The 21,213-nt window shown below is 53.4% G+C and carries 21 protein-coding genes; 20 read left to right on the top strand and 1 reads right to left on the bottom strand.

Features of this window, described 5'->3' with window-relative positions; translation table 11 throughout:
* The first annotated feature begins 57 nt into the window (after window positions 1–57).
* Window positions 58–705, top strand: coding sequence for a DUF1405 domain-containing protein (locus NST84_RS19345; RefSeq protein ID WP_342561795.1), 648 nt, complete (start codon window positions 58–60; stop codon window positions 703–705).
* A 56-nt stretch (window positions 706–761) separates the two neighbouring features.
* Window positions 762–1,649 (top strand): sporulation protein YpjB, encoded by an 888-nt coding sequence (locus NST84_RS19340; protein ID WP_342561794.1) that lies wholly within the window; start codon window positions 762–764, stop codon window positions 1,647–1,649.
* Between the two features lie 826 nt (window positions 1,650–2,475).
* On the opposite strand, the gene NST84_RS19335 is transcribed toward NST84_RS19340, so the two are convergent.
* The gene (locus NST84_RS19335) at window positions 2,476–3,345 is read right to left on the bottom strand and encodes a YitT family protein (RefSeq protein WP_342561793.1); all 870 of its coding nucleotides are present in this window, start codon (window positions 3,343–3,345) and stop codon (window positions 2,476–2,478) included.
* Window positions 3,346–3,503: 158 nt separating this feature from the next.
* Here NST84_RS19335 and NST84_RS19330 point away from each other — a divergent pair, with 158 nt between their 5' ends.
* The 18 genes from NST84_RS19330 (at window position 3,504) to NST84_RS19245 (ending at window position 21,139) form a co-directional block, all read left to right on the top strand.
* Complete coding sequence (locus NST84_RS19330; RefSeq protein WP_342561792.1) at window positions 3,504–3,833, top strand: nucleotide pyrophosphohydrolase; 330 nt, start codon at window positions 3,504–3,506, stop codon at window positions 3,831–3,833.
* Window positions 3,834–3,892: 59 nt separating this feature from the next.
* Window positions 3,893–4,414: a tetratricopeptide repeat protein gene (locus tag NST84_RS19325; protein WP_342561791.1), complete on the top strand. Its 522-nt coding sequence runs from the start codon at window positions 3,893–3,895 to the stop codon at window positions 4,412–4,414.
* A 34-nt stretch (window positions 4,415–4,448) separates the two neighbouring features.
* Window positions 4,449–5,252, top strand: coding sequence for a 4-hydroxy-tetrahydrodipicolinate reductase (gene dapB / locus NST84_RS19320; protein WP_342561790.1), 804 nt, complete (start codon window positions 4,449–4,451; stop codon window positions 5,250–5,252).
* A gap of 17 nt (window positions 5,253–5,269) precedes the next feature.
* Window positions 5,270–5,692 (top strand): methylglyoxal synthase, encoded by a 423-nt coding sequence (gene mgsA / locus NST84_RS19315; protein WP_342561789.1) that lies wholly within the window; start codon window positions 5,270–5,272, stop codon window positions 5,690–5,692.
* Window positions 5,692–6,402, top strand: a complete 711-nt coding sequence (gene bshB1 / locus NST84_RS19310) for a bacillithiol biosynthesis deacetylase BshB1 (protein WP_342561788.1) — start codon at window positions 5,692–5,694, stop codon at window positions 6,400–6,402. The genes mgsA and bshB1 overlap by 1 nt, the downstream gene beginning before the upstream one ends.
* A gap of 84 nt (window positions 6,403–6,486) precedes the next feature.
* Entirely contained in the window at window positions 6,487–7,644 is a 1,158-nt protein-coding gene (gene bshA / locus NST84_RS19305) for an N-acetyl-alpha-D-glucosaminyl L-malate synthase BshA (RefSeq protein WP_342561787.1), read from the top strand.
* Window positions 7,604–9,085: a CCA tRNA nucleotidyltransferase gene (locus NST84_RS19300; RefSeq protein WP_342561786.1), complete on the top strand. Its 1,482-nt coding sequence runs from the start codon at window positions 7,604–7,606 to the stop codon at window positions 9,083–9,085. Before bshA ends, NST84_RS19300 begins: the two co-directional genes overlap by 41 nt.
* Window positions 9,075–9,875: a biotin--[acetyl-CoA-carboxylase] ligase gene (locus NST84_RS19295; RefSeq protein ID WP_342561785.1), complete on the top strand. Its 801-nt coding sequence runs from the start codon at window positions 9,075–9,077 to the stop codon at window positions 9,873–9,875. Before NST84_RS19300 ends, NST84_RS19295 begins: the two co-directional genes overlap by 11 nt.
* 325 nt (window positions 9,876–10,200) lie before the next feature.
* Complete coding sequence (gene panB, locus NST84_RS19290) at window positions 10,201–11,067, top strand: 3-methyl-2-oxobutanoate hydroxymethyltransferase (RefSeq protein ID WP_342561784.1); 867 nt, start codon at window positions 10,201–10,203, stop codon at window positions 11,065–11,067.
* Window position 11,068: 1 nt separating this feature from the next.
* Entirely contained in the window at window positions 11,069–11,959 is an 891-nt protein-coding gene (gene panC, locus NST84_RS19285) for a pantoate--beta-alanine ligase (protein WP_342561783.1), read from the top strand.
* Entirely contained in the window at window positions 11,952–12,335 is a 384-nt protein-coding gene (gene panD, locus NST84_RS19280; protein ID WP_342561782.1) for an aspartate 1-decarboxylase, read from the top strand. Before panC ends, panD begins: the two co-directional genes overlap by 8 nt.
* Before the next feature lie 114 nt (window positions 12,336–12,449).
* Window positions 12,450–13,091, top strand: coding sequence for a tetratricopeptide repeat protein (locus NST84_RS19275; RefSeq protein ID WP_342561781.1), 642 nt, complete (start codon window positions 12,450–12,452; stop codon window positions 13,089–13,091).
* A 115-nt stretch (window positions 13,092–13,206) separates the two neighbouring features.
* Window positions 13,207–16,065, top strand: coding sequence for an ATP-dependent DNA helicase DinG (gene dinG, locus NST84_RS19270; protein WP_342561780.1), 2,859 nt, complete (start codon window positions 13,207–13,209; stop codon window positions 16,063–16,065).
* A gap of 113 nt (window positions 16,066–16,178) precedes the next feature.
* Window positions 16,179–16,832, top strand: a complete 654-nt coding sequence (locus NST84_RS19265; RefSeq protein WP_342561779.1) for a redox-sensing transcriptional repressor Rex — start codon at window positions 16,179–16,181, stop codon at window positions 16,830–16,832.
* Window positions 16,819–18,120 carry an amidohydrolase gene (locus NST84_RS19260; RefSeq protein ID WP_342561778.1) on the top strand — a complete coding sequence of 434 codons (1,302 nt, stop codon included), beginning with the start codon at window positions 16,819–16,821 and terminating at the stop codon, window positions 18,118–18,120. Before NST84_RS19265 ends, NST84_RS19260 begins: the two co-directional genes overlap by 14 nt.
* Before the next feature lie 48 nt (window positions 18,121–18,168).
* On the top strand, window positions 18,169–18,687 hold the full coding sequence (locus NST84_RS19255) for a DUF5590 domain-containing protein (RefSeq protein WP_342561777.1): 519 nt from the start codon (window positions 18,169–18,171) through the stop codon (window positions 18,685–18,687).
* A gap of 414 nt (window positions 18,688–19,101) precedes the next feature.
* Window positions 19,102–19,644, top strand: coding sequence for a hypothetical protein (locus tag NST84_RS19250; protein WP_342561776.1), 543 nt, complete (start codon window positions 19,102–19,104; stop codon window positions 19,642–19,644).
* Complete coding sequence (locus NST84_RS19245) at window positions 19,637–21,139, top strand: AAA family ATPase (RefSeq protein ID WP_342561775.1); 1,503 nt, start codon at window positions 19,637–19,639, stop codon at window positions 21,137–21,139. The genes NST84_RS19250 and NST84_RS19245 overlap by 8 nt, the downstream gene beginning before the upstream one ends.
* Window positions 21,140–21,213: the final 74 nt, after the last annotated feature.

Here is a 21,213-nt window from a genome sequence, read left to right as displayed (position 1 = left end):
AGGTTTTTGTCGTGTATAGATTGTGAAATGTTCTGACCTGGGAGGGTGAAACTGTGTATGCCGGTTAACATGTTAGACAAGCTGTTCAAGCACCGGGGAATCATATGGCTGCTGTTTATCGTCAATGTCCTCGGCACGATTTACGGATACATATGGTATGGCAATCAGCTGGAGTATACAGCGCAGAATTACCCGGCCTGGCTGCTGCCGTTCGTACCGGACAGTCCGACGGCAAGCCTGTTCTTTACCCTTGCGTTGTTCCTCCTGCTGTATCCTCCTAAAGGCCTGAAGGGGACGCTTGTACGGGAACTGATTGAGGCGCTTGCTGTGGTAACCTCTGTTAAGTACGGGATCTGGGCGGTTAGTGTTATTTTTGCCGGAGGATACCAGGGGGATACGCTGAACTGGAAGGATTGGATGCTGGTAGTGTCGCACACCGGAATGGCGGTTGAGGCGCTGATCTATGCGCGGTTCTTCTCGTTCCGGCGGATGCTGCCGGTGGCGCTGCTCTGGACGCTGGCCAATGATATGGTTGATTATTCGGCCGGAGTCTATCCTTGGCTGCCGTCCGTTCTGGACGATGATGTTACCCAGGTGCAGTATCTTACGATTCTCCTGACTCTGCTGAGTGCTGCGGCAGCTTGGATAGCAGGTCCAAAAGTAAGGCGGTACGAGCCGCTGCAGCGGACCGGAATCCGGCGCTGACAGGCTGTTCTAACTCTTGTCCTCCTGCCATACATTAAAGGCAGGAGGGATGTCTCATGCCGCGCAAGAGATATATGATGCTGACTGGATTCATATTATGCTGGCTGCTTGCCGGCGTGAACGGCGTGGCAGTATCTGCTGAGGGCAGCCGTGCCGCCGGAGGCAGTGAAGCCGGGCAGACAGCTGTAACCGGGAGTGAAGCGCCGGCGCTGACCGGCAGGAACGGGGCAGAACGGCTGGAGCAGGCGGCTGAAGCCTTATACAGCTACGTGCTGGAAGGCGATGTGGTGAAGGCAAGGCAGAAGAGCGCTGAGATCTCGGAGATCTTTGTGTCTTCCTCTTTTGAAGGCCTGACTTCAGTCGAAGGCGTAAATGCGCTGTCCGGGGTTATTATGGACCTCAAGTCAACCCTGTCGGCAGCCCAGATCGATCCCGGGAAGTGGGAAGCGGCTGCGGCCAGGCTGCGGCTCGCCGCCAACAGCCTGAATCACCCGCGCCAGCCGATGTGGCAGCAGTATTATAAGCTGATCCGCGAGGATCTGAACGATATGGAGCAAAGCGCTGCGGCCGGCAATCCGGAACGCTGGAACTCTGCTGTCTCCCGGCTGCAGAGCAGGTATGACACAATCCGCCCGGCGGTCGTCATCTCCAGCCGCCCGGAAGTGGTTAATGCGTTTGACTCCTGGCTGTCTTATGCAGCCGGAGTTTCCGCCTCCTCGCAGCCTCCCGGCCGTTCCCGGCTGCTGGAGATTGTCTCCTACGGCCAGGACGCAGTAAGGGTGCTATTCGGCAAGGAACGCGATGAACCGGCGTTATCCCTGCCGCTGGCTCCGAGAGAATACGGGGCCTGGGGACTCCTGGGCGGTGCCTTCATTATCACCGCCCTGGCCTACGCCGCTTACCGCAAGTACCGGGGTGAGCAGGAGGATCTGAAGCCGGTGTAGGCTTAGAGAGTACCTTGGTAGAGTGTGAGGATCTTAAGCTGATGAAGGCTTAGAGGAGTACCGGGGCGAGTGTGAGGATCTGAAGCTAGTGTAACCACAGATGTTGTGCTTTTGTGCTGGCTTGCCTGCACGAGTTGCTCCCATTGGTGCGAGTTATAAACCAGCTGATTCTACAAGAAAAGCTCCCCTTTCCGTTAGGCGCGGGAAGGGGAGCTTTTGCTTGTCATCTTTATGGTAATCCACATGGTGATCTTTATGGTAATCTTGTGCGGTGTACTATAGTGTGAGACTTCTGGCGGGTATGGACGACCGGATATGTCTAGTAGATTCCAGGTAGGTTTTGATGGAATAAGTGTATTTTGTACAACTAAAAGTGGCGAAAAAGCCGCTAATACAGGAATAAGTGTATTTCGTGCAATTAAAGCGGCCGAAAAAGCAATTCTTACTTAAAAAGACCGGATTTAGTTGCACAGAATACACTTAAAGTTGCTGCAGGCTTAAAAACGTGAGATATAGTTGTACAAACTACACTAAAACGGCGGGGTCGAGACTTTATAAAGGTAAAAAACAACTCAACTCGTCAAGCTCAACCAAAACTCGTCAAGCTCAACCAAAACTCGTCTAACTCACCAACGCGTCTAGCTCTAACAAATTCGTCTAAACTCGTTTAGTCCGCCAAACTCATCTAGCACCAACTCAAACCAACACTAATTCCGCACAGCCTGCTAATCATACCAGTCTAACGCAGCTTTATCAGACAAAAAATCCAATTAACACACCAACCTCAATTCAACGACCCAACTCCGACCCTATCTCTAACCCCGACTCAGGACTCCCGGAAGCCCTCGCCCATCACATCGTGAACATCGCTGATGATAACAAACGCCGTAGGGTCGATGGATTTGACCAGCTGGCTGAGCCTGTGGATCTCCTGACGGGAGACTACGCAGTAGACCATGTGCTTGGCTTGCTTGGAATATGCACCTATGGCCGGAATCAGCGTTACGCCGCGTTCCATCTCTGCGGTAATCAGGTCGGCAATCTGCGGCGCATCGTCACTGATGATAGTGAACGCTTTGGCGGCATAAGCTCCCTCCTGGATAAAGTCGATCACCCGCGATGAGATGAAGACGGCCACCAGGGTGTACAAAATCTTTTCACGGGGTATGTAGAACAGGGAAGCGCCGATAATGATAATATCGATAGCCAAAATGATCTGGCCCATGCTCCAGCCGAATTTACGGCCCAGAATACGTGCAACAATGTCGACTCCACCGGTAGTCCCGCCGTAACGGAAAACAATGCCCAGACCAAGGCCGAGCGTCACGCCGGCATATAATGAAGCAAGAATAAAATCATGTTCTGTGCTGAACGGGACAAGCCAGCCCTTGTCAATTGCCTGTTCGAATACCCAGAGGAAGAAAGTCAGGGACCCGATGCCTAGTCCGGTATAGACGATCTGATTCGAGCCTAGTACTTTCCAGCCCAGCAGGAACAGCGGGAGGTTCAGCAGCAGCGTTGTGAGGAAGATCGGAATGCTGAATGCGTAATTAAGCAGGATGGTGATCCCGGTTACGCCGCCCTCCATCAGCTGATTGGGTACAATAAAGTAGAGGAGCCCGAACGCATAAACCGCCGTACCCAGCATGATGGGGGCTATGGTTTTACCGATATTCATAACTTTTGAAGAATTCATTTAATCCCTCGCCTAAGCCCTTATAAGGGCAGAATATTCTAGCTTGGCTTTCATGGGGTGAAGCTGTAAATATAAAAAAGATTTGTCTTCAAAACGTCTTTACGATAACATAGGGGCAAACATAAGGCAAGATCATACAGGGGGCGCAGCTGCAAATTATGGAAAAAAGTCTAGCCGAAATTCAGCGTGAAGTTGACGCTTATATCTCACAGTTTAAGGAAGGTTACTTCAGCCCGCTGTCCATGCTGGCCCGGATGTCCGAGGAAGTGGGGGAGCTGGCGCGTGAAGTGAACCATCAGTTTGGTGAAAAGCCTAAAAAAGCCGATGAAGCCGATAACTCCATTGAACTGGAGCTGGGCGATATTTTGTTTATTACGGTGTGCTTTGCTAATTCACTTGGCATTGACCTGGCCGAAGCTCACAATAAAGTGATGCATAAGTTCAATACCCGTGATGCAAACCGCTGGACTCCCAAAAACACCGATTAGGCCCTTATATCATATGCTGTACCAAACGAACGGGATTTAGCCGTAAGGATGGTGATCATATGAATCATAACGATTATGTCAAAGCGGCATACCGCTCCATTCTGCGCAGTGATTTCGCGCAGGCGATTGATTTTTTTGAGGCTGCAATTTCGGCCAGTCCGGATGATGCCGAGGTCAGATACCGGTGCTCCATTACTTATGCCCGCAGCGGAATGGCGGAGAAGGCGCTGGAGCATGCGGTCGCAGCGGTGAAACTTGATGGTACAAAGCCCGAATACAGTCTGCATCTCCAGCATCTGCAGGCGCTTCAGCTTGTACAGGAAGCCAAACATCTGCTGGAAGAAGATGCAGGCGGGACATTCAATCCGTATCATCCGGTTACACTTCTTAAAGAAGCGATTACGCTGGACCCCTTATATGGTGACGCCTATGTATGGCTGGCGATTGCGCACAGCCGGATGAATGAGCATGTACAGGCGATAGCTGCCATGAAAGAAGTCATTGCCCTTCATCCGGATGACAGCGGATTGCGCCAGCTGATGAAAGACCTGCAAAGATCATTGCAAAAATATATCCATTAAAAATGGAACCAGTAAAAGCGAGGAGGACTTAAAGGTGAGCGACAAGATCAGAGTGATTGTCTCCGGAGCAGGAGGCAGAATGGGTAAAGAGGTTGTTAAGCTGGTGCTGCAGGATGAAGAACTGGAGCTGGCAGCAGCGGTAGACCGTTCCGCAGGCGAGCGTGATGCGGGCCGTATGGTAGGGCTGGAGGAATGCGGAATAACCGTTACTTCCGATCTGGAAGCTGCCTTAGCAGGGAGCCGTGGAGATGTGATGGTTGATTTTACCATTCCGCAATCGGCTTATGCCAATACTTCGCTTGCAATCAAACACGGGGTGCGGCCGGTTATCGGGACAACCGGATTCACTCCGGAGCAGATTGCCGAGCTGGACAAGCAATGTCAGGAGCAGGGAATCGGCGGGCTGATTGCCCCGAACTTCTCTATCGGTGCGATTCTGCTGATGAAATTTGCCGCGCAGGCAGCGAAATATTTCCCGCATCTGGAAATTATCGAGTACCATGGAGATCAAAAGCTGGATGCCCCTTCGGGTACAGCGATTAAGACGGCGGAAATGATATCTGAAGCCAGAGAAGAGCTCCGCCAGGGGAATCCTAACGAGGAAGAGCTTATTGAGGGCTCGCGCGGCGGTTATTATAACGGCTTCCGTATTCACAGCGTCCGTCTTCCGGGTGTTTTTGCCCAGGAGGAAGTGGTGTTTGGCGGCTACGGGCAGTCTCTCAAAATCCGTCATGATTCGTACGAACGGGCAGGCTACATGCCTGGGGTGAAGCTTGGGATCCAGAAGGTAATGGGTTATACAGGGCTGATCTACGGCTTTGAGCATTTTATTGAATAGACAGGGGAGAAACCAACATGCTAAAGATTGCCTTTATCGCACATGACCGTAAAAAAGAAGAAATGGTCAATTTCGTTACGGCCTACGAGAATGTTTTTACCGGACTGGAGCTATATTCGACAGGTACAACAGGCCAGCGGATTATGGAAGCAACCGAGCTGCAGATCAACCGGTTTATGTCCGGTCCGCTGGGCGGGGACCAGCAGATCGGTGCGCTGGTTGCAAAGGATGAGCTGGACCTGATTATTTTCCTGCGCGATCCGCTGATGGCCCAGCCGCACGAGCCGGACATTACGGCACTGCTCCGTTTGTGCGATGTATACGGCATACCGGTGGCGACTAATATCGCTACCGCAGAAATTTTAGTGAAGGCCATTGACCGCGGGGATTTCGGCTGGCGGGAGCTGGTACATAAATATAAACCGGGTGTGGGCGAATAATGAAGCTGGACATTCTTGTATTCGGGGCGCATGCAGATGACGCCGAGATCGGCATGGCAGGAACGATTGCCAAGCATACTGCAGCAGGTTTGAAGGTAGGCCTGTGTGACCTGACCGCTGCGGAAATGTCGTCGAATGGCACAGTGGAGCGCCGCAAGCAGGAAGCGCAGCAGGCGGCCGATGTGCTGGGTGCTGCTGTGCGGACAAATCTGGGACTGCCTGACCGCGGCCTGTACATGACAGAGGAGCATCTGGCGGCTGTGACTGCAGAAATCCGCCGTTTTGCTCCGGCTGTTGTGTTCGCGCCTTACTGGGAGGATCGGCATCCCGATCATATCGCCTGCAGCAAGCTGGTGGAAGAGGCTGTGTTTAATGCCAAGCTGCGCAAATATATGCCGGACAAGCCTGCGGTGCCTGCGCCGCTGCTGTATTTTTATTTCATTAACGATCTGGGCCGCACCGACCTTATTGTGGATGTAACGGAGCAATATGACGTGAAGAAGCAGGCGCTGTCCTGCTACCGTTCCCAGTTTGAGAAGGCACCCGGTGAAGATGTGGTATCAACACCGCTTAATGAAGGATATATCGAACGCGTCTGTTCGCGGGATATGCTGCTCGGCCAGCGCCGGCTGATTCCATTTGCCGAAGGCTTTGCCACCAAGGTTCCCCATGCCGTCGATTTGTTTCTGAACGGGAATAAACCGGAATAAGCTTTCTTTCGTGCCGAGATGCAACTATAATAAATCCATGACATTACTTAAAGTAAGAGATCAGTCTACGAAGGGGACGGAGCTATGAACCGGCTAAAAATAGGCATCACCTGTTATCCGTCTCTGGGCGGCTCGGGCGTAGTGGCGACTGAACTGGGCAAGCTTCTGGCCGAAAAGGGCCATGAAGTCCATTTTATTACACACAGTATCCCGTTCCGGCTTGGAACGTTTCAAAAGAATATATTTTATCATGAGGTTGAGGTTAACGATTATTATGTATTCCGTTACCCGCCTTATGATCTGGCGCTGGCAACCAAGATGGCCCAGGTAGCCAAAATGCAGGGACTGGATCTGCTGCATGTCCATTACGCTGTACCGCATGCGGTCTGCGCTTTTCTTGCCAAGCAGATGCTGGGCAATGATATGAAGGTCGTTACGACCCTGCATGGTACCGATATAACGGTACTCGGCCAGGATGAATCGCTCAAGGATCTGATCCGCTTGGGCATTAATGAGAGCGATGCGGTTACCGCCGTTTCGCAGGATTTGATCAAAGAAACCCGGCGGGTGCTGGATATCACGCGCGATATCGATCTGACTTATAACTTTGTTGACAAGCGGGTCTATTATCCGCGGGATGTAACGGATCTCCGCGGCGATTATGCCGAGCCTGATGAGAAAATCCTGATGCATATCAGCAATTTCCGTCCGGTAAAACGGGTGGGCGATGTGGTTGATGTTTTTGCCAAGGTGAGCCGGGAGATCAAAGCAAAGCTTCTGCTTGTAGGCGAGGGTCCCGATCTGCCCAAGATTCAGGCCAAAATTAATGAAATGGGTCTTGAGCACAAGGTACGCTTCCTCGGTAAGCAGGATGAGATTGCCCAGGTGATCTCACTCGCTGACCTGCTGCTGCTGCCTTCGGAGAAGGAAAGCTTCGGTTTAGTAGCACTGGAGGCGATGGCCTGCGGGGTTCCGACGATCGGTTCCCAGGCCGGCGGTATTCCGGAGCTGGTCCAGCATGGCAAGACCGGCTTCCTTGCGCCAATCGGTGATACAACGGCTATGGCCAAGTACGCCGTGAAGCTGCTGTCGGATGAGGTTATGGCTGAGCAGTTCCGCGAGGCTTGTCTGAAGCGGTCCTGCAATGATTTCAGCAGAGACAGCATTACGAATCAATATGAGGATATTTATTACCGTGTGCTTGGGCGCAAGGTACTCGGAATGGATACCATCCGGGGGTAAGGAGAGCAGTATGAAATGGACAATGGCGCCGGAGGGCATGGCGGAGGCCGCCGGGAAGGTGATTACCGGCCTGCAGGAGAGCGGCCGGGAAGCCTATTTTGTAGGTGGCTGTATCCGTGATGAGCTGCTGGGCCGGCCCGTGCATGATATTGACCTGACCACTTCGGCGCTGCCGGAGGAGGTAATGGCCGTTTTTCCGCGCTGTGTCCCGACCGGACTGGCGCACGGAACGGTTACGGTGCTTCAGGACGGCTTCAGCTTTGAGGTGACCACTTACCGTACAGAAAGCGGGTATGCGGATCACCGCCGCCCCGAGCACGTCTCTTTTGTAAGCGATGTTAGGGAGGATCTGCGGCGGCGCGATTTCACGATCAACGCTATCTGCTGCGGGCTGGAAGGGGAACTGGTTGATCCGTTTCTGGGCGCGCAGGATTTAAGCGCCCGGCTGGTCCGCTGCGTAGGAAGCGCAGAGGAGCGCTTCGACGAGGACGCACTGCGCATGCTGCGCTGTGTGCGGTTCGCGTCGGTGCTGGATTTCGCCATCGCCAAGAATACGTGGCGGGGGCTGCTGCGCCAGCGGGATAAGCTGGCGCATATCGCCGTCGAGCGCGTGCGCGCCGAGACGGAGCGCATCGTCCTGGGGCCGCACCCTGTGCGCGGCCTCGGCCTGCTGGCGCGCAGCGGGCTGCTGGCGCGCGGCAAAGCCCCGTTCCCCTGGACCGGCGAAGACCTGGCGGCTGCCGCCGCCAATCTGGCCGGGATCGGGGAACTGGAGAGCGCCCGCCTGCGGTGGGCGCTGCTCCTCCATGCCCTGGGGCAGCCGGCCGAAGCGGCCGACAAGCTCCTGCGGGCATGGACGTTCCCGGGGGCGGCGCGCAGCAGCATCGTCGCCGTGCTCCGCGTCCGCGAGGCGTGGGACGCGGCGCTGGCCTCTGCAGCGCCGGATGCTCCCGGCGCTGCAGAGCAGTTGCGGCGGCGCTGGACCGCCGCCGTGCTGTCCATCGGCGCGGAGGCCGCCGAGGGCTGGGTGACGCTGCTGGCGGTGCTGACGCAGGCCGCCGCAGGCTGTGCTGGCGGCGCGGAGCCGCCTGTGCAGGAGGCCGGCATGGCTGTGCCAGCCGGCGAGTCTGTCTCGCGTGCTGACGGCAGTGCAGCGCCAGCCGGCCAAGCCGTCTCTCAGGCTGCTGATAGCGCGGCGCCGGTCCGCCAGCACATCCCGCCCGCCAAGCTGCGCTCATGGACCGCAGAGATGCCTGTCCGCTCGCTTGGTGAGCTGGCGGTGTCGGGCAAGGAGCTGGCCGGTCTGCTGGAGAAGCCTCCCGGCCCGTGGCTTGGTGTGCTGCTGCAGCAGCTGCTGCTGGCAGTGGCAGCAGGGGATTCCCCCAACGACAAACAAGTACTGCTTCAGGAAGCAAGAAGGATGGATATAGATGAATCATAACCATAAGCCTGTGTCCGGCCTTCCGGCACGGGAGAGCTTCGTGTCCGGCTGGCAGGACCGTCTGCAGCTGCTCGACTCGTTGATTTCGACCCAGGAGGAAGCGAAGAAGCTCGCCGAGGCAGGTGCCCCGGAAGGCACAACCGTCCGGGCTGAGGAACAGACCGGCGGCCGGGGCCGGATGGGCCGGAAGTGGCATTCGCCAAAGGGCAAGGGCATCTGGATGAGCATTGTGCTTCGTCCTGACCTGCCGCTGTCCTTGACGCCACAGCTCACGCTTCTGGCGGGGGTTGCAGTCTGTACAGCCATCCGTGAGATGACCGGTGTGCCGGCCGGAATTAAGTGGCCGAATGATCTGTTGGCCGGCGGACGCAAAATCTGCGGCATCCTGGTGGAATCCTGCCTCAGGGAAGGCGGCCTGCATTATGCCATCGCCGGAATCGGCATTTCCGCTAATCTGGCTCCGGAGGATTATCCGGATTACCTCCATGGGGTTGGCACCTCGCTGCTGATTGAAGGCGGCGGCATACCGGTCGACCGGGATCAGCTGACCCGGGCTGTATTGACTGAACTGGAGTATCTGTACCGCCTGTACGTAGAGCAGGGTTTTCGACCGGTGAAGGAGCGCTGGGAGTCGATGTCGGTGACGCTTGGCCGGCAGATTTCCTTTAATACGCCTCAGGGACGCTGTGAAGGCAGGGCTGTAGGGCTGGATGATAGCGGGGGTTTACTGCTGCAGGATGAAGCTGGGAACATCATCAGCATCCTGTCAGGCGAGATAGAAATGATCTGATATGACAAGGGTTCCATCCCTTGTCATATTTTTTTCGTGTAATTGGCCGCGGGGTTTGGTATACTATGGACAGAGACGGTATCGCCAAGGCGCGAACTGTACTCCGGCTAGGCTTTATTAATTGAGTAATTGCTTTTGGATGTACCTTCATAACTGTACAACACGGTTACGTTGGATTCTGCTCTGAGCCGTAAGGACCGAGACAGAAGGGACGATCGCGAGTGACTCTTTTTTGCCCTTCGGACCTATTTAGCCGATTATGCTAAAGGGTTTTTTTGTTTGCGCGTTTACGCGTATTTTATCTGCGAAAAGGGGAATGGAGAGAGTGGCTGACAAACATGCACTGAACATTGTAAAAATGAAAAAAATGAAAGCGGAGGGTGTGCCTTTGAGCATGCTGACCGCTTATGATTATCCCTCCGCGCTGCTCGCTGAAGAGGCAGGGATTGATCTGATCCTCGTCGGTGACTCGCTTGGAAATGTAGTGCTTGGTTATGATACAACGCTGCCGGTGACCATCGACGATATGGTCTATCATACCCGCTCTGTCGTGCGGGGCGCGCAGAACACTTTTATCGTGGCCGATATGCCGTTTATGACCTATCACGGCAGTGTGGATGAGACGCTGCGCGGGGTGCGCAGACTGATGCAGGAGGGCCGTGCCCATGCCGTTAAAATGGAGGGCGGGCTGGAGATCTGTGACGCTGTATCTGCGGTTACGAAGGCTGGTGTGCCGGTTCTTGGACATATCGGCCTGACCCCGCAGTCGGTCAATATGATCGGCGGATACCGGATTCAGGGTAAAGACCCTGAGGATGCACAGCGGCTGATGAACGAGGCTAAGGCGCTTGAAGCGGCCGGCGCCTTCGGAATCGTACTGGAGCTGGTGACTGAAGAAGTGGCGGAAGCCATTACGAAGGCGCTCAGCATTCCGACAATCGGCATTGGGGCAGGACGGCACTGTGACGGCCAGGTACTGGTGTTCCACGATCTTGTACGCTATGCCTCGCCGTACCGGGAGAAACGTTTTGTCAAAACCTATGCCGACGTCGGCAGCATCATCCGCGAGGGGATCAGCAGCTATGTCAAGGAAGTGAAGGAGCGTTCCTTCCCTGCGGAGAACCATGTTTTCAATGCGGATGAGCACGTACTGGAATCTTTATACGGCGCTGCCAAAAAAGGAGTGAAGTAAGATGAGAGTGGTCAGAACAGTAGCACAATTGCGCGAAGCGCTTGAATATATGCGTCAGGGAGGGCATACTCCGGTCGGGTTTGTGCCGACTATGGGATATCTGCACGAAGGACATGCCAGTCTGCTGCGCAAGGCCGGTGAGAAGAGCAATACGGTGGTCATGAGTATTTTTGTCAATCCGCTGCAATTCGGGCCGAATGAGGATTACGCCTCTTATCCGCGGGATGAGGCACGTGATCTGGAGCTTGCCGAGCGTGAGGGAGCGGATATTGTCTTCATTCCAAGTGTAGAAGAGATGTATCCTCATCCGACTCTTACCAAAATCTCGGTATCCTCACTGACCACCCGGCTCTGCGGCGCTTCCCGCCCGGGGCATTTCGACGGGGTCACCACGGTTGTCAGCAAGCTGTTTAATATGGTGCAGCCTGATTATGCCTTCTTCGGGCTTAAGGATGCACAGCAGGTTGCGGTATTGCGCCGCATGGTATCCGACCTCAATATGAATGTAGAAATCATTGCCTGTCCGATCGTCCGCGAGAATGACGGGCTGGCACTTAGCTCGCGCAACGTCTATCTCTCAGCTGAGGAACGCAGCCAGGCGCTTGTCTTGTCCCGTTCACTGAAGTCTGTGCGCCAGGCTATGGAAGAAGGAACGGTGCGCACTGTAGATGAAGCGCGGAAGCTGCTTATATCCGAAATTTCGTCTGCTCCGCTTGCTGTGATTGATTATACGGAGATTTTATCTTTTCCTGATCTGGAGATGCTGGAGGATGACTCCCCTCTGGCGGCTGCCCAAGGCGAGATTATTATTGCGCTGGCGGTCAAGTTCGGCAGAACCCGGCTGATTGACAATAACGTATTTATTCCGAAGGAGGCTCCCGCCCTTGTTTAGACATATGATGAAGTCCAAAATCCACCGCGCGACGGTAACCGAAGCCAATCTGAATTATGTTGGCAGCATTACGATCGATGAAGATCTGATGGAAGCAGCTGATCTGCTGGAGAACGAAAAGGTGCAGATTGTGGACAACAATAACGGCTCCCGTCTGGAAACGTATGTTATCCCTGGACCGCGCGGCAGCGGCGTGATTTGTCTGAACGGAGCAGCGGCCCGGCTGGTGCAGCCTGGGGATACGGTAATTATTATCTCCTATGCCGTGCTGTCCTCCGAAGAACTGGCCGGCCACAAGCCGACAGTTGTATTTGTAGATAGTGACAATAAGCCGGTCAAGCTGGCTGACCATGAGGTCCACGCGACCATCGCCTGAGGCTGCTGCTGAAGCCCATGTAATCAATGGCAGGGATGAACGGCCCCCACTTTGCGAAAAATGAAGACAGGCAAGCTTAGGCTGATTTCATGTTCAGTAAAGGGGGATGGCCCGATGTTTCAACATTTATTTGCTGAGATGAACAAGATGCTCCAGGAGATTGCCCGCGACTACCCTTCTGCGGACGGGGAGTACCGGAATGATCTGATCCGCAAGTACAACATGCTTCACAGGCTTAGTGACAGGGTGATGGATGAATGGCTGGCCTTTGCCGAGAAGCTGAGTGAATTCCGGGAGCAGACTGATTTACAGCTTGAACCGGAGGAAGAGGCTCCGCAGCAGGAGGCTCCCGAGCTTGCCATGGATTCCTTTGTCCGGGGACAGGGATATTACAAGCTGTTGATGTATGACAAATGCATCCGGCAGTTTCAGGAAGTGATCAGCAGGTATCCTGATAGTCTGGCTGCCCGGCTGTACCTGGCCATGGCGTATTTGCAGGAAGGCGACGGGGAAACGGCCTGGAGCCATCTGAACCATATGCTTACCCTGATCCGGGAGAGGAAGCTCAAAGCCATGATTTATAATGCCCTCGGCTGCATCCGGGCCTCACAGGAGCGTTTCCTGGAGGCGAGTGAACTGTTTGGTTTGTCCTTGCAGCACGACCCGGCTCTGCCGGAGCCTAATCTCAATCTGGAGGTCTGCCGCAAAAAGGGCGGAAAGCTCCAGCTCGGGGAGCAGCTTGTTTCGCTTTTGTAATCATAGTCCATTATTTAGGCGATGCGTCCACTTGAACAAGCGGCTTGCATCGCCTTTTTTCGTAACTTCTGTTATGCTGATAAGGAGTCTCAAGTGAAAGGGAATAGAACTTATAATGAAATTTGCCGTGCTTGATTTTGAAACTACGGGAACCCAATCTGTGGGTGAGATCATCCAGGTTGGCCTTGCCATTATAGAAGAAGACCGGTCTGTTTCCCGGGTATATGGGTCCTACGTCAAGCCCGGAACACCGATTCCTCCTTTTATTACAGGCTTGACCGGCATTACCGATGACGATGTTGCGGATGCTCCGGAGCTGGACGAAATGATGATGGAGCTGGTTCCGCTGCTGGACGATGTTGTGCTCGTAGGGCATAATGTCGCTTTTGATTTCCACTTTTTACAGAATGCCTTGGACCGCTGCGGTTATCTGCCTTTTCAGGGAAGAATTCTCGATACGATTGATTTTCTCAAAATATGCTTTCCCTCGCTGTCCACGTACCAGCTCGGTGCAGTCAGCGCACATTTCGGGCTTACGCATGAGCGTCCGCATCAGGCAGACAGCGATGCGCTGGCTACGGCGCTTGTATTGCTTAAATGCCTTGACGAGCTGTACAGCCTGCCGCTGCTGACGATTCAGCGGCTGAATGAGCTGTTTGCCGGTGAGGACAGCGATCTGGCCTGGTATTTCGACGGCCTGCTGCGTGAAAGGGAGATGGAGACCTTTCAGCCGGAGGGCGAGCTGACCTTTCACCGGCAGCTGGCGCTGGCAGTCGGCGACTGGACTGAGCTTGCTCCGCCGCGCGGGGAGGGTTCCGGCAATCCTTTGGAGAATGTATCCTTTGAGGATTATATGGCCGAGGTAACAACCAGGCTAAAAGATACCTTACCCCAGTATGAGGCGCGGGAAGCGCAGGAAATTATGATTGGCGAAGTGAAGACTGCCCTTCAGGAGGAGAAGCATCTGCTGATTGAAGCAGGCACCGGTACAGGCAAATCGCTGGGTTATCTGCTGCCGGCTATTTATCATAGTGTGCGGACAGACCAGAAGGTAATGGTCAGCACGCATACCATCAATCTGCAGGATCAGCTGCGCGAGCGTGACATCCCCCTGCTGACTACCGTGGTCCCGTTTCCGTTCAAAGCTGCCGTCTTTAAGGGAAGAGGGCACTATTTGTGTCTGCGTAAGTTTGAACATAAAATAAACAATAAAGACTACGTAAGCACCAGGGAAGAAACGCTTACAGCAGCACAAATGCTGGTCTGGCTTACCCAGACGCAGTCCGGCGACGATGAGGAGCTTAATCTCAGCGGCCGGGGCGGCGACTTCTGGGAGAGCGTTGCCAGTGACACTGATTCGTGCCTCGGACGCGCCTGTCCTTGGTTCCGGAAATGCTATTATCACCGGGCGAAGCACGAAGCCGGCATTGCCGATGTGGTTATAACGAATCATTCGAAGCTGTTCGCAGATGTTAAGGCCGGGCATCAGCTGCTGCCTGCCTATGAGCATCTTGTCATAGATGAGGCTCATCATCTGGAGGATGTGGCCGGCAAGCATCTGGGCATGCAGATGAAATATTTCACTGTCGCCCATACGCTGACACGGCTGTATAAGGATAGCCGTAACGGCCAGCTTCCGGCGCTGCGCCAGACTTTACAGTCCTCAGGCAGTGAACAGGCTTCTGAATGGAGCAGTGTCATTGACCGGATTTATCCGGATCTGCTGACCGTCAAGGAGACATGGGATGTACTCAGCGATAAGCTGTTCGGCCTGCTGCCTGACCGCAGTGATGCGGCGGCTGGTGAGGCCGGACAGCTTGTGTCACGCCTGCATCCCGGCAAGAAGCCGAAGGACTGGGAAGAGCTGGCCACACTGGAGAACATGCTGAACCTCAGCCTCAGTGATATTATCCGCAGAGGCGACAAAATGCTCAGCGAAATGCGCGATACGGACAGCCAGTCCTCCTCGGACAGTCTGGTGACCGACATTGGCGGACTGTTTAAAGACCTTGCCTCCATCCGTGAGCAGATCCGCTTCTTTATGGGGCTTAATGATGAGAATGTTGTGTACTGGATGGAGGGCAGCACCAATTACCGGGGGAAATCCCTGCAGCTCTATGCTGTCCCGGTGGATGTCAGCACCCAGCTCAGAGAGCTGTTCTTCGACAAGAAAAAGAGTATCACGCTGACCTCGGCAACGCTGACTGTAGACAAATCCTTCCAGTTCATGGTGGATAATCTCGGGTTGGGCGAGGCTGCACAGCAGGACAGGCTGATGACCGCGCTGCTGCCATCACCGTTTAATTACCGTGAGCAGGCGTTGCTGGTTATCCCGCGTGATTTTCCGAGCGTAAAGGGCAGTATAGGCGATGCCAAATTTGTTGATAAGCTTGTGCACTCGCTGGCAGAAGCTGCTGCAGCAACCAAAGGACGCATGCTGGTGCTCTTTACATCGTATAAAATGCTGAGGCAGGTCTACGATCCGCTCAAGGAAGCGCTGGCTGCAGCGGACATCTCTGTGTTAGGTCAAGGTGTGGAGGGTGGCAGCCGCAGCAAGCTGATCCGGCGTTTTCAGGATAGTCCGGCAGCAGTGCTGCTCGGCACCAGCAGCTTCTGGGAGGGTGTCGATATTCCCGGAGATGCGCTGACCTGTCTGGCCATTGTCAGACTGCCGTTCCAGCCTCCGAACCACCCGCTTGCAGAGGCCAAGTCCGAACTGCTCCAGGCCCAGAAGAAGAACCCGTTCATGAAGCTGTCGGTACCGCAGGCGGTCATCCGTTTTAAGCAGGGATTCGGCCGGCTGGTTCGCACGGCCCAGGATCGGGGAATTGTCATTGTATATGATACCAGGGTAATTGAGTCTTATTACGGCAAGTATTTCCTGTATTCGCTGCCCGGACCCAAGATGGAGCATATGCTGACTGACCAGATGGTTCCGAGAATCGAGGAATGGCTTGAGGGCGGTATTTCTTAAACGCATTCATTTTTTTCTTTATCTAATACCGCATCGTCTTCCATTGAGTCCAAACGGGAGGCGGTGCGGATTTCATACACATCTGAGTTATACTATATTTAGGAGGAGAAGACATGAAATCGGACAAAATATCGGAGGCTGTCGTCCGCAGGCTCCCAGTGTACCTGCGTTTCCTGAATGATCTCCAGAAGCGCGAAATTGCAACCGTTTCTTCCCAGGAGCTGGGACAGAAGCTTGATTTGAATCCTGCACAGATCCGCAAGGATCTCGCTTATTTCGGGGATTTCGGCCGGAAGGGCATCGGTTATGATGTATCTTATCTGATCGAAAAAATCCGCCATATCCTTAAGCTGGACCAGCAGATTAACGTGGCTCTGGTCGGAGCCGGTAATCTGGGCCATGCCCTTTCGAATTACAATGCTTACCTCAAGGATACGATGAAAATCACGGCCGTATTCGATTCCTACGCACCCAAGGTGGGGCAGAAGATCAACTCCCTGACGGTTCAGCCGATGGAGGAGCTGGGCCGGACGATCCGTGAGCAGGGAATCCGGATCGGCATTATCACCGTACCGGACAGTGAAGCCCAGAATGTTGCCGATATCCTGGTGGAATCGGGCATTGAGGCGATTCTTAACTTTGCACCGGTTATTTTAAAGACTCCGCCAACCATCCGTATTCATGCGGCTGACTTTACAACGGATCTGCAGAGCCTTGCTTACTATTTGCATGACGGAAAGGAAGAAATAAAGAATGAGCAGCAATAAAACGATAATCGCGAACGGCCGGTTTCTTGTACCGGGCTTGCTTCAGCCTGTCCTGCGCGGTTACATGACGATAGAAGACGATCTGATCACATACATAGGGAAAGACGAGCCTGCTGCCGAAGAAGGCGTTCTTACGGTTGACGGCAGCCGTCTGCTGTTTATGCCGGGGCTGGTCAATACTCACGGCCATGCGGCGATGTCGCTGCTGCGCGGGTATGGTGATGATATGGTGCTGCAGAGCTGGCTGCAGGAAAAAATGTGGCCAATGGAAGCAAAATTTACCGGCGATGATGTGTACTGGGGGACAGCTCTGTCTGTTCTGGAAATGCTAAAGGGCGGAACAACGACTTTCCTGGATATGTATGATCATATGGACCGGGTGGCAGAGGTTACGGAGCAGTCCGGTATCCGCGGGGTACTGATGCGCGGCGCTATCGGCCTGTGTCCTGAAGATGTGCAGAACCAGAAGCTTGCCGAAGCCGTGGAATTTGCCCGCAACTGGCACGGCAAGGCTGACGGCAGAATTACAGCTATGCTATCGCCGCACGCACCATACACCTGTCCGCCGGACTTCTTTATGAAGTTTGTACAGGCAGCCCATGATCTGGACCTGCCAATGCATACGCATATGTCCGAGACAAGGCATGAAGTGGAGCAGAATGTTGCGGATTACGGTCTGCGTCCGGTGGCGCATCTTGAGAAGCTGGGCATGTTCACCCGCCCTTCCCTGATTGCCCATGGCGTTCATCTGAATGATGAAGAAATTGAAATTCTGGCTAAATACAATGTCGGAGTATCTCATAATCCGGGCAGTAACCTGAAGCTGGCGAGCGGGGTTGCCCGTGTGCCTGAGCTGTTAAAAGCAGGCGTTAAAGTTTCACTCGGCACGGATGGGGCGGCCAGCAACAATAACCTTGACATGTTCGAGGAGATGCGGCTTGCTGCGCTGATTCACAAAGGGGTCAGCGGCGACCCTACTGCCGTACCTGCGCCGGAAGCGCTGCTGATGGCAACAGAATACGGGGCTGCTTCAATCTACCTGAATAACATCGGCCGTCTGGCTGCAGGCATGAAAGCGGACTTCATCGCGATTGATATCGACCAGCCCCATCTTTTGCCGCATTCCGATCTGCTCTCGCACGCTGTGTACTCCGCCAGTGCCAAGGATGTTGAGCATGTCTGGGTTAACGGCAAGCAGGTTGTGAAGCATGGCCAGTGCCTTACACTGGATGAAGAAGAAATTCGCCGCAAAGCGCAGGAGACCTTTGAAAGCCTGCTTAAACGGTAAATTACGCAAGTATGTAAGTCAGTTATTTAGAGGAAAGGGAGCTGCACTTTGAAGAAAAGGAAAAAATGGCTTCCGCTGGCGATCAGTGCGGTACTGCTCCTTTTGTTCGGACTCGGACAGTTCTATGCCTATATTATGAAGGACCAGTGGACTGAGCGCAGCGCAGCCAAGGAAGTGGCCAGAACCCGTGCGGGACTGACTGAGGTGACCAAAGCGCAGAAATCTGTCTGGGACGAAAATTCAGCCTACTGGGTGCTTACAGGCAAGAATGAGGCGGGCACCGAGCTGATGGTCTGGGTACGCTTTACGCTTGACGGCAAGCCGGCAGGCGGGGAGAATGATATTTACGCTGCAGAGCTGGCGCAGGGGATCTCTGAGCAGCAGATCAGTGAGAAGCTGGCCTCCGAGCTGCCTGGTGCGGACATCAAACGGCTGCTGCCGGGCGTATTTAACGGAGAATATGCGTGGCAGGTCTTTTACAAACAGGAAGGACGTTATTATTACCGGTTCTACCGGTTCTCTGACGGTACCTCGATCGGGGACGGTTACAGCCTGCCAAGCCAATAGGACAGCGAGAACAGCATAGGCAGCGGGTGGACGTAACGGTCTGCCTGCTGTTTTTGTTATACCGAAGTATTCTTGGGAATACGATGTGGCATGTGATATTTGATATACAAATAGTATATCAATGATGTTGATTGATTCTTATGCCAACTAATAATAGAGAAAAGACATGAATGATCTCACCATTCATGTCTTTTTTGTCGATATGAAAAAGAAGCGAAGCAATAACCCAAAAATTAGTACCGAAAATTTTAAATATATTCACAATTTTATGCGAAATCGTATATACACTTATGATATACTAATGCTTGTAATTGAGACATGCCAAAGAGCATGCCGGATAATAAACTACCGCTAGACACGCTATCTTATTATTTAATATATTATATTGGCCTACATCTGAGAGGAGGACGTTGCTTGAAAATACGTCTTGTGCCTGTGCTGTTAACGTCTCTGTTGTCCGCGGCGCTGCTGTTTGGAGGCTGGTATGGTTACCGCCAGTTTGCTGTGCAGGAGCCGCTCCAGAAGATTGTATCGTCTTATGAAGGAGTCAATGAATCACATATTAGTATTAAACGCAATGAAGTAACTTTGAAACTTAATCTTGAGCCGGGAACAAAATTGCGTGAGCTTGTGCAGTTTGTTAATACCGAAGGAAAGTCAGCAATCGGCAGCCGTACATTGAGACTTGATGTTGATCAGAACTCCAGTGAGCTCCTTGATGATTATTGGGACAAGGCGATGTTTTCCGTCGCAGAAGCGATGGAGAGCCGTAAATATACACTGATTCCGGCCAAGCTAGACGGACTTAGAACACAAAGTGAAGAGTTTAAAAATGTAACGGCTACGACAGAAATTGATGACAATAACGTCTATGTGAGCCTGAGTGACGGTAAACAGAGCAAATTTATTATTTTACCGCGGGTTCCCGGAACGATGGGAGTGTGGAATAATGCCTAAGTATTGGAAGGAAGTCCTCACCGGTTTTGTTCCGGTGCTGCTTGTTTTTATGGCTTTTGTCGGCATTAACATTTTTCCAATCATTATCGCTGCCGGTATGGTCGGCGCCCTTCTGCTGATTGCCCATCTGCGTGGCGGTCTTACAGTCAATGCCGGTGCTGACAAGAAGCGCAAGAAAAACGGCCCGTCGAAGCTGACCTTTGAAGAGATCGGCGGCCAGGACAATGCCAAGCAGGAGCTGCGCGAAGCCCTTGATTTTCTGATCCGTCATGAGGAAATCAGCAAGTTCGGGATCCGCCCGCTTAAGGGTATCCTGCTGACAGGCCCTCCGGGAACAGGAAAGACGCTGATGGCTAAAGCAGCGGCACATTATACCAATTCCGTGTTCGTTGCGGCATCGGGCAGTGAGTTTGTGGAAATGTACGTAGGGGTCGGGGCCGGACGTATCCGTGATTTGTTCAAGGATGCCCGTACCCGTGCCGTTAAAGAAAATAAGCAGAGCGCTATTATTTTTATCGATGAGATTGATGTAATCGGCGGCAAGCGTGAAGGCGGACAGCAACGCGAGTATGACCAGACGCTGAACCAGCTGCTGACTGAGATGGACGGGATTTATAACAACGATGCACCGCGAATTCTGCTGATTGCCGCAACGAACCGTAAGGAAATGCTGGACTCCGCACTGCTGCGTCCGGGCCGGTTTGACCGTCATATTCAGGTGGATATGCCCGACAAAAAAGGCCGCAAGTCGATTCTCGACCTCCATGCCAAGAACAAGCCGCTGCATGCCGGCGTGGATCTGGACAAAATCGCTGAGGAAGCCTACGGTTTCTCCGGCGCACAGCTGGAAAGTGTCATGAACGAAGCGGCAATTTATATGATGCGTGAAAATCTTACTGAGGTGGAGCAGCGCCATTTATCCTCCGCGATCGACAAGGTCATGATGGGTGAGAAGACGGACCGTGAAACCAATCAGGAGGAAAAACAGCGGGTGGCCATCCATGAGCTGGGCCATGCGATTATGGCTGAGCTGCTGCGTCCGGGAAGCGTAAGCCAGGTAACACTGACTCCGCGCGGCCAGGCACTCGGTTATGTACGGCACAATCCGCAGACAGAGCAGTATCTGTATACCAAAGACTATCTGGAAGACCAGATTATGATTGCGCTCGGAGGCGCGGCTTCTGAAGAAATGTATTACGGCGGACGCAGCACCGGCTCGCGCGGCGACTTTGACCAGGCGCTGAATATTGTAGAGACAATGATGAAGTCGGGCCTTACCTCGCTCGGGATTGCCAATCTGCAAATGGTTACCACTGAAGAGCTTATGAAGGAAAACAGTAAGATTCTGGATGAGCTGATGATCCGTACCCGTGAGCTGCTTGAAAATCAGCGTAACATTTTCGATTACTCCCTCGACATCCTGATGAAGGAAGAAGTCCTCTCCGGAGAGCAATTTCGTTGTCAATTTCGTGACAGTGTAAAATTACCGGCATAAATATTTATGCCGGTTATTTTTTTTTACTTTTCAGACATGCTAAGATATTATTATATGTCGGGCCATATATTTTT

Origin of the sequence: Paenibacillus sp. FSL R7-0345 (assembly GCF_038595055.1) — a bacterium.
Classification (GTDB): domain Bacteria; phylum Bacillota; class Bacilli; order Paenibacillales; family Paenibacillaceae; genus Paenibacillus_AQ.
Note: the sequence above shows the minus strand (reverse complement) of the source record. Positions and strands in the feature narration are given on the sequence as shown.

Bases quoted from the DNA above. Each gene is read 5' to 3' on its own strand.
- bshB1 (WP_342561788.1), top strand. From the start codon at position 5,692: ATGAAGCTGGACATTCTTGTATTCGGGGCGCATGCAGATGACGCCGAG.
- dinG (WP_342561780.1), top strand. From the start codon at position 13,207: ATGAAATTTGCCGTGCTTGATTTTGAAACTACGGGAACCCAATCTGTG.
- NST84_RS19245 (WP_342561775.1), top strand. From the start codon at position 19,637: ATGCCTAAGTATTGGAAGGAAGTCCTCACCGGTTTTGTTCCGGTGCTG.
- NST84_RS19335 (WP_342561793.1), bottom strand. From the start codon at position 3,345: ATGAATTCTTCAAAAGTTATGAATATCGGTAAAACCATAGCCCCCATC.
- NST84_RS19330 (WP_342561792.1), top strand. From the start codon at position 3,504: ATGGAAAAAAGTCTAGCCGAAATTCAGCGTGAAGTTGACGCTTATATC.
- bshA (WP_342561787.1), top strand. From the start codon at position 6,487: ATGAACCGGCTAAAAATAGGCATCACCTGTTATCCGTCTCTGGGCGGC.
- NST84_RS19275 (WP_342561781.1), top strand. From the start codon at position 12,450: ATGTTTCAACATTTATTTGCTGAGATGAACAAGATGCTCCAGGAGATT.
- NST84_RS19345 (WP_342561795.1), top strand. From the start codon at position 58: ATGCCGGTTAACATGTTAGACAAGCTGTTCAAGCACCGGGGAATCATA.
- panC (WP_342561783.1), top strand. From the start codon at position 11,069: ATGAGAGTGGTCAGAACAGTAGCACAATTGCGCGAAGCGCTTGAATAT.
- NST84_RS19265 (WP_342561779.1), top strand. From the start codon at position 16,179: ATGAAATCGGACAAAATATCGGAGGCTGTCGTCCGCAGGCTCCCAGTG.
- mgsA (WP_342561789.1), top strand. From the start codon at position 5,270: ATGCTAAAGATTGCCTTTATCGCACATGACCGTAAAAAAGAAGAAATG.
- NST84_RS19260 (WP_342561778.1), top strand. From the start codon at position 16,819: ATGAGCAGCAATAAAACGATAATCGCGAACGGCCGGTTTCTTGTACCG.
- NST84_RS19295 (WP_342561785.1), top strand. From the start codon at position 9,075: ATGAATCATAACCATAAGCCTGTGTCCGGCCTTCCGGCACGGGAGAGC.
- NST84_RS19325 (WP_342561791.1), top strand. From the start codon at position 3,893: ATGAATCATAACGATTATGTCAAAGCGGCATACCGCTCCATTCTGCGC.
- NST84_RS19340 (WP_342561794.1), top strand. From the start codon at position 762: ATGCCGCGCAAGAGATATATGATGCTGACTGGATTCATATTATGCTGG.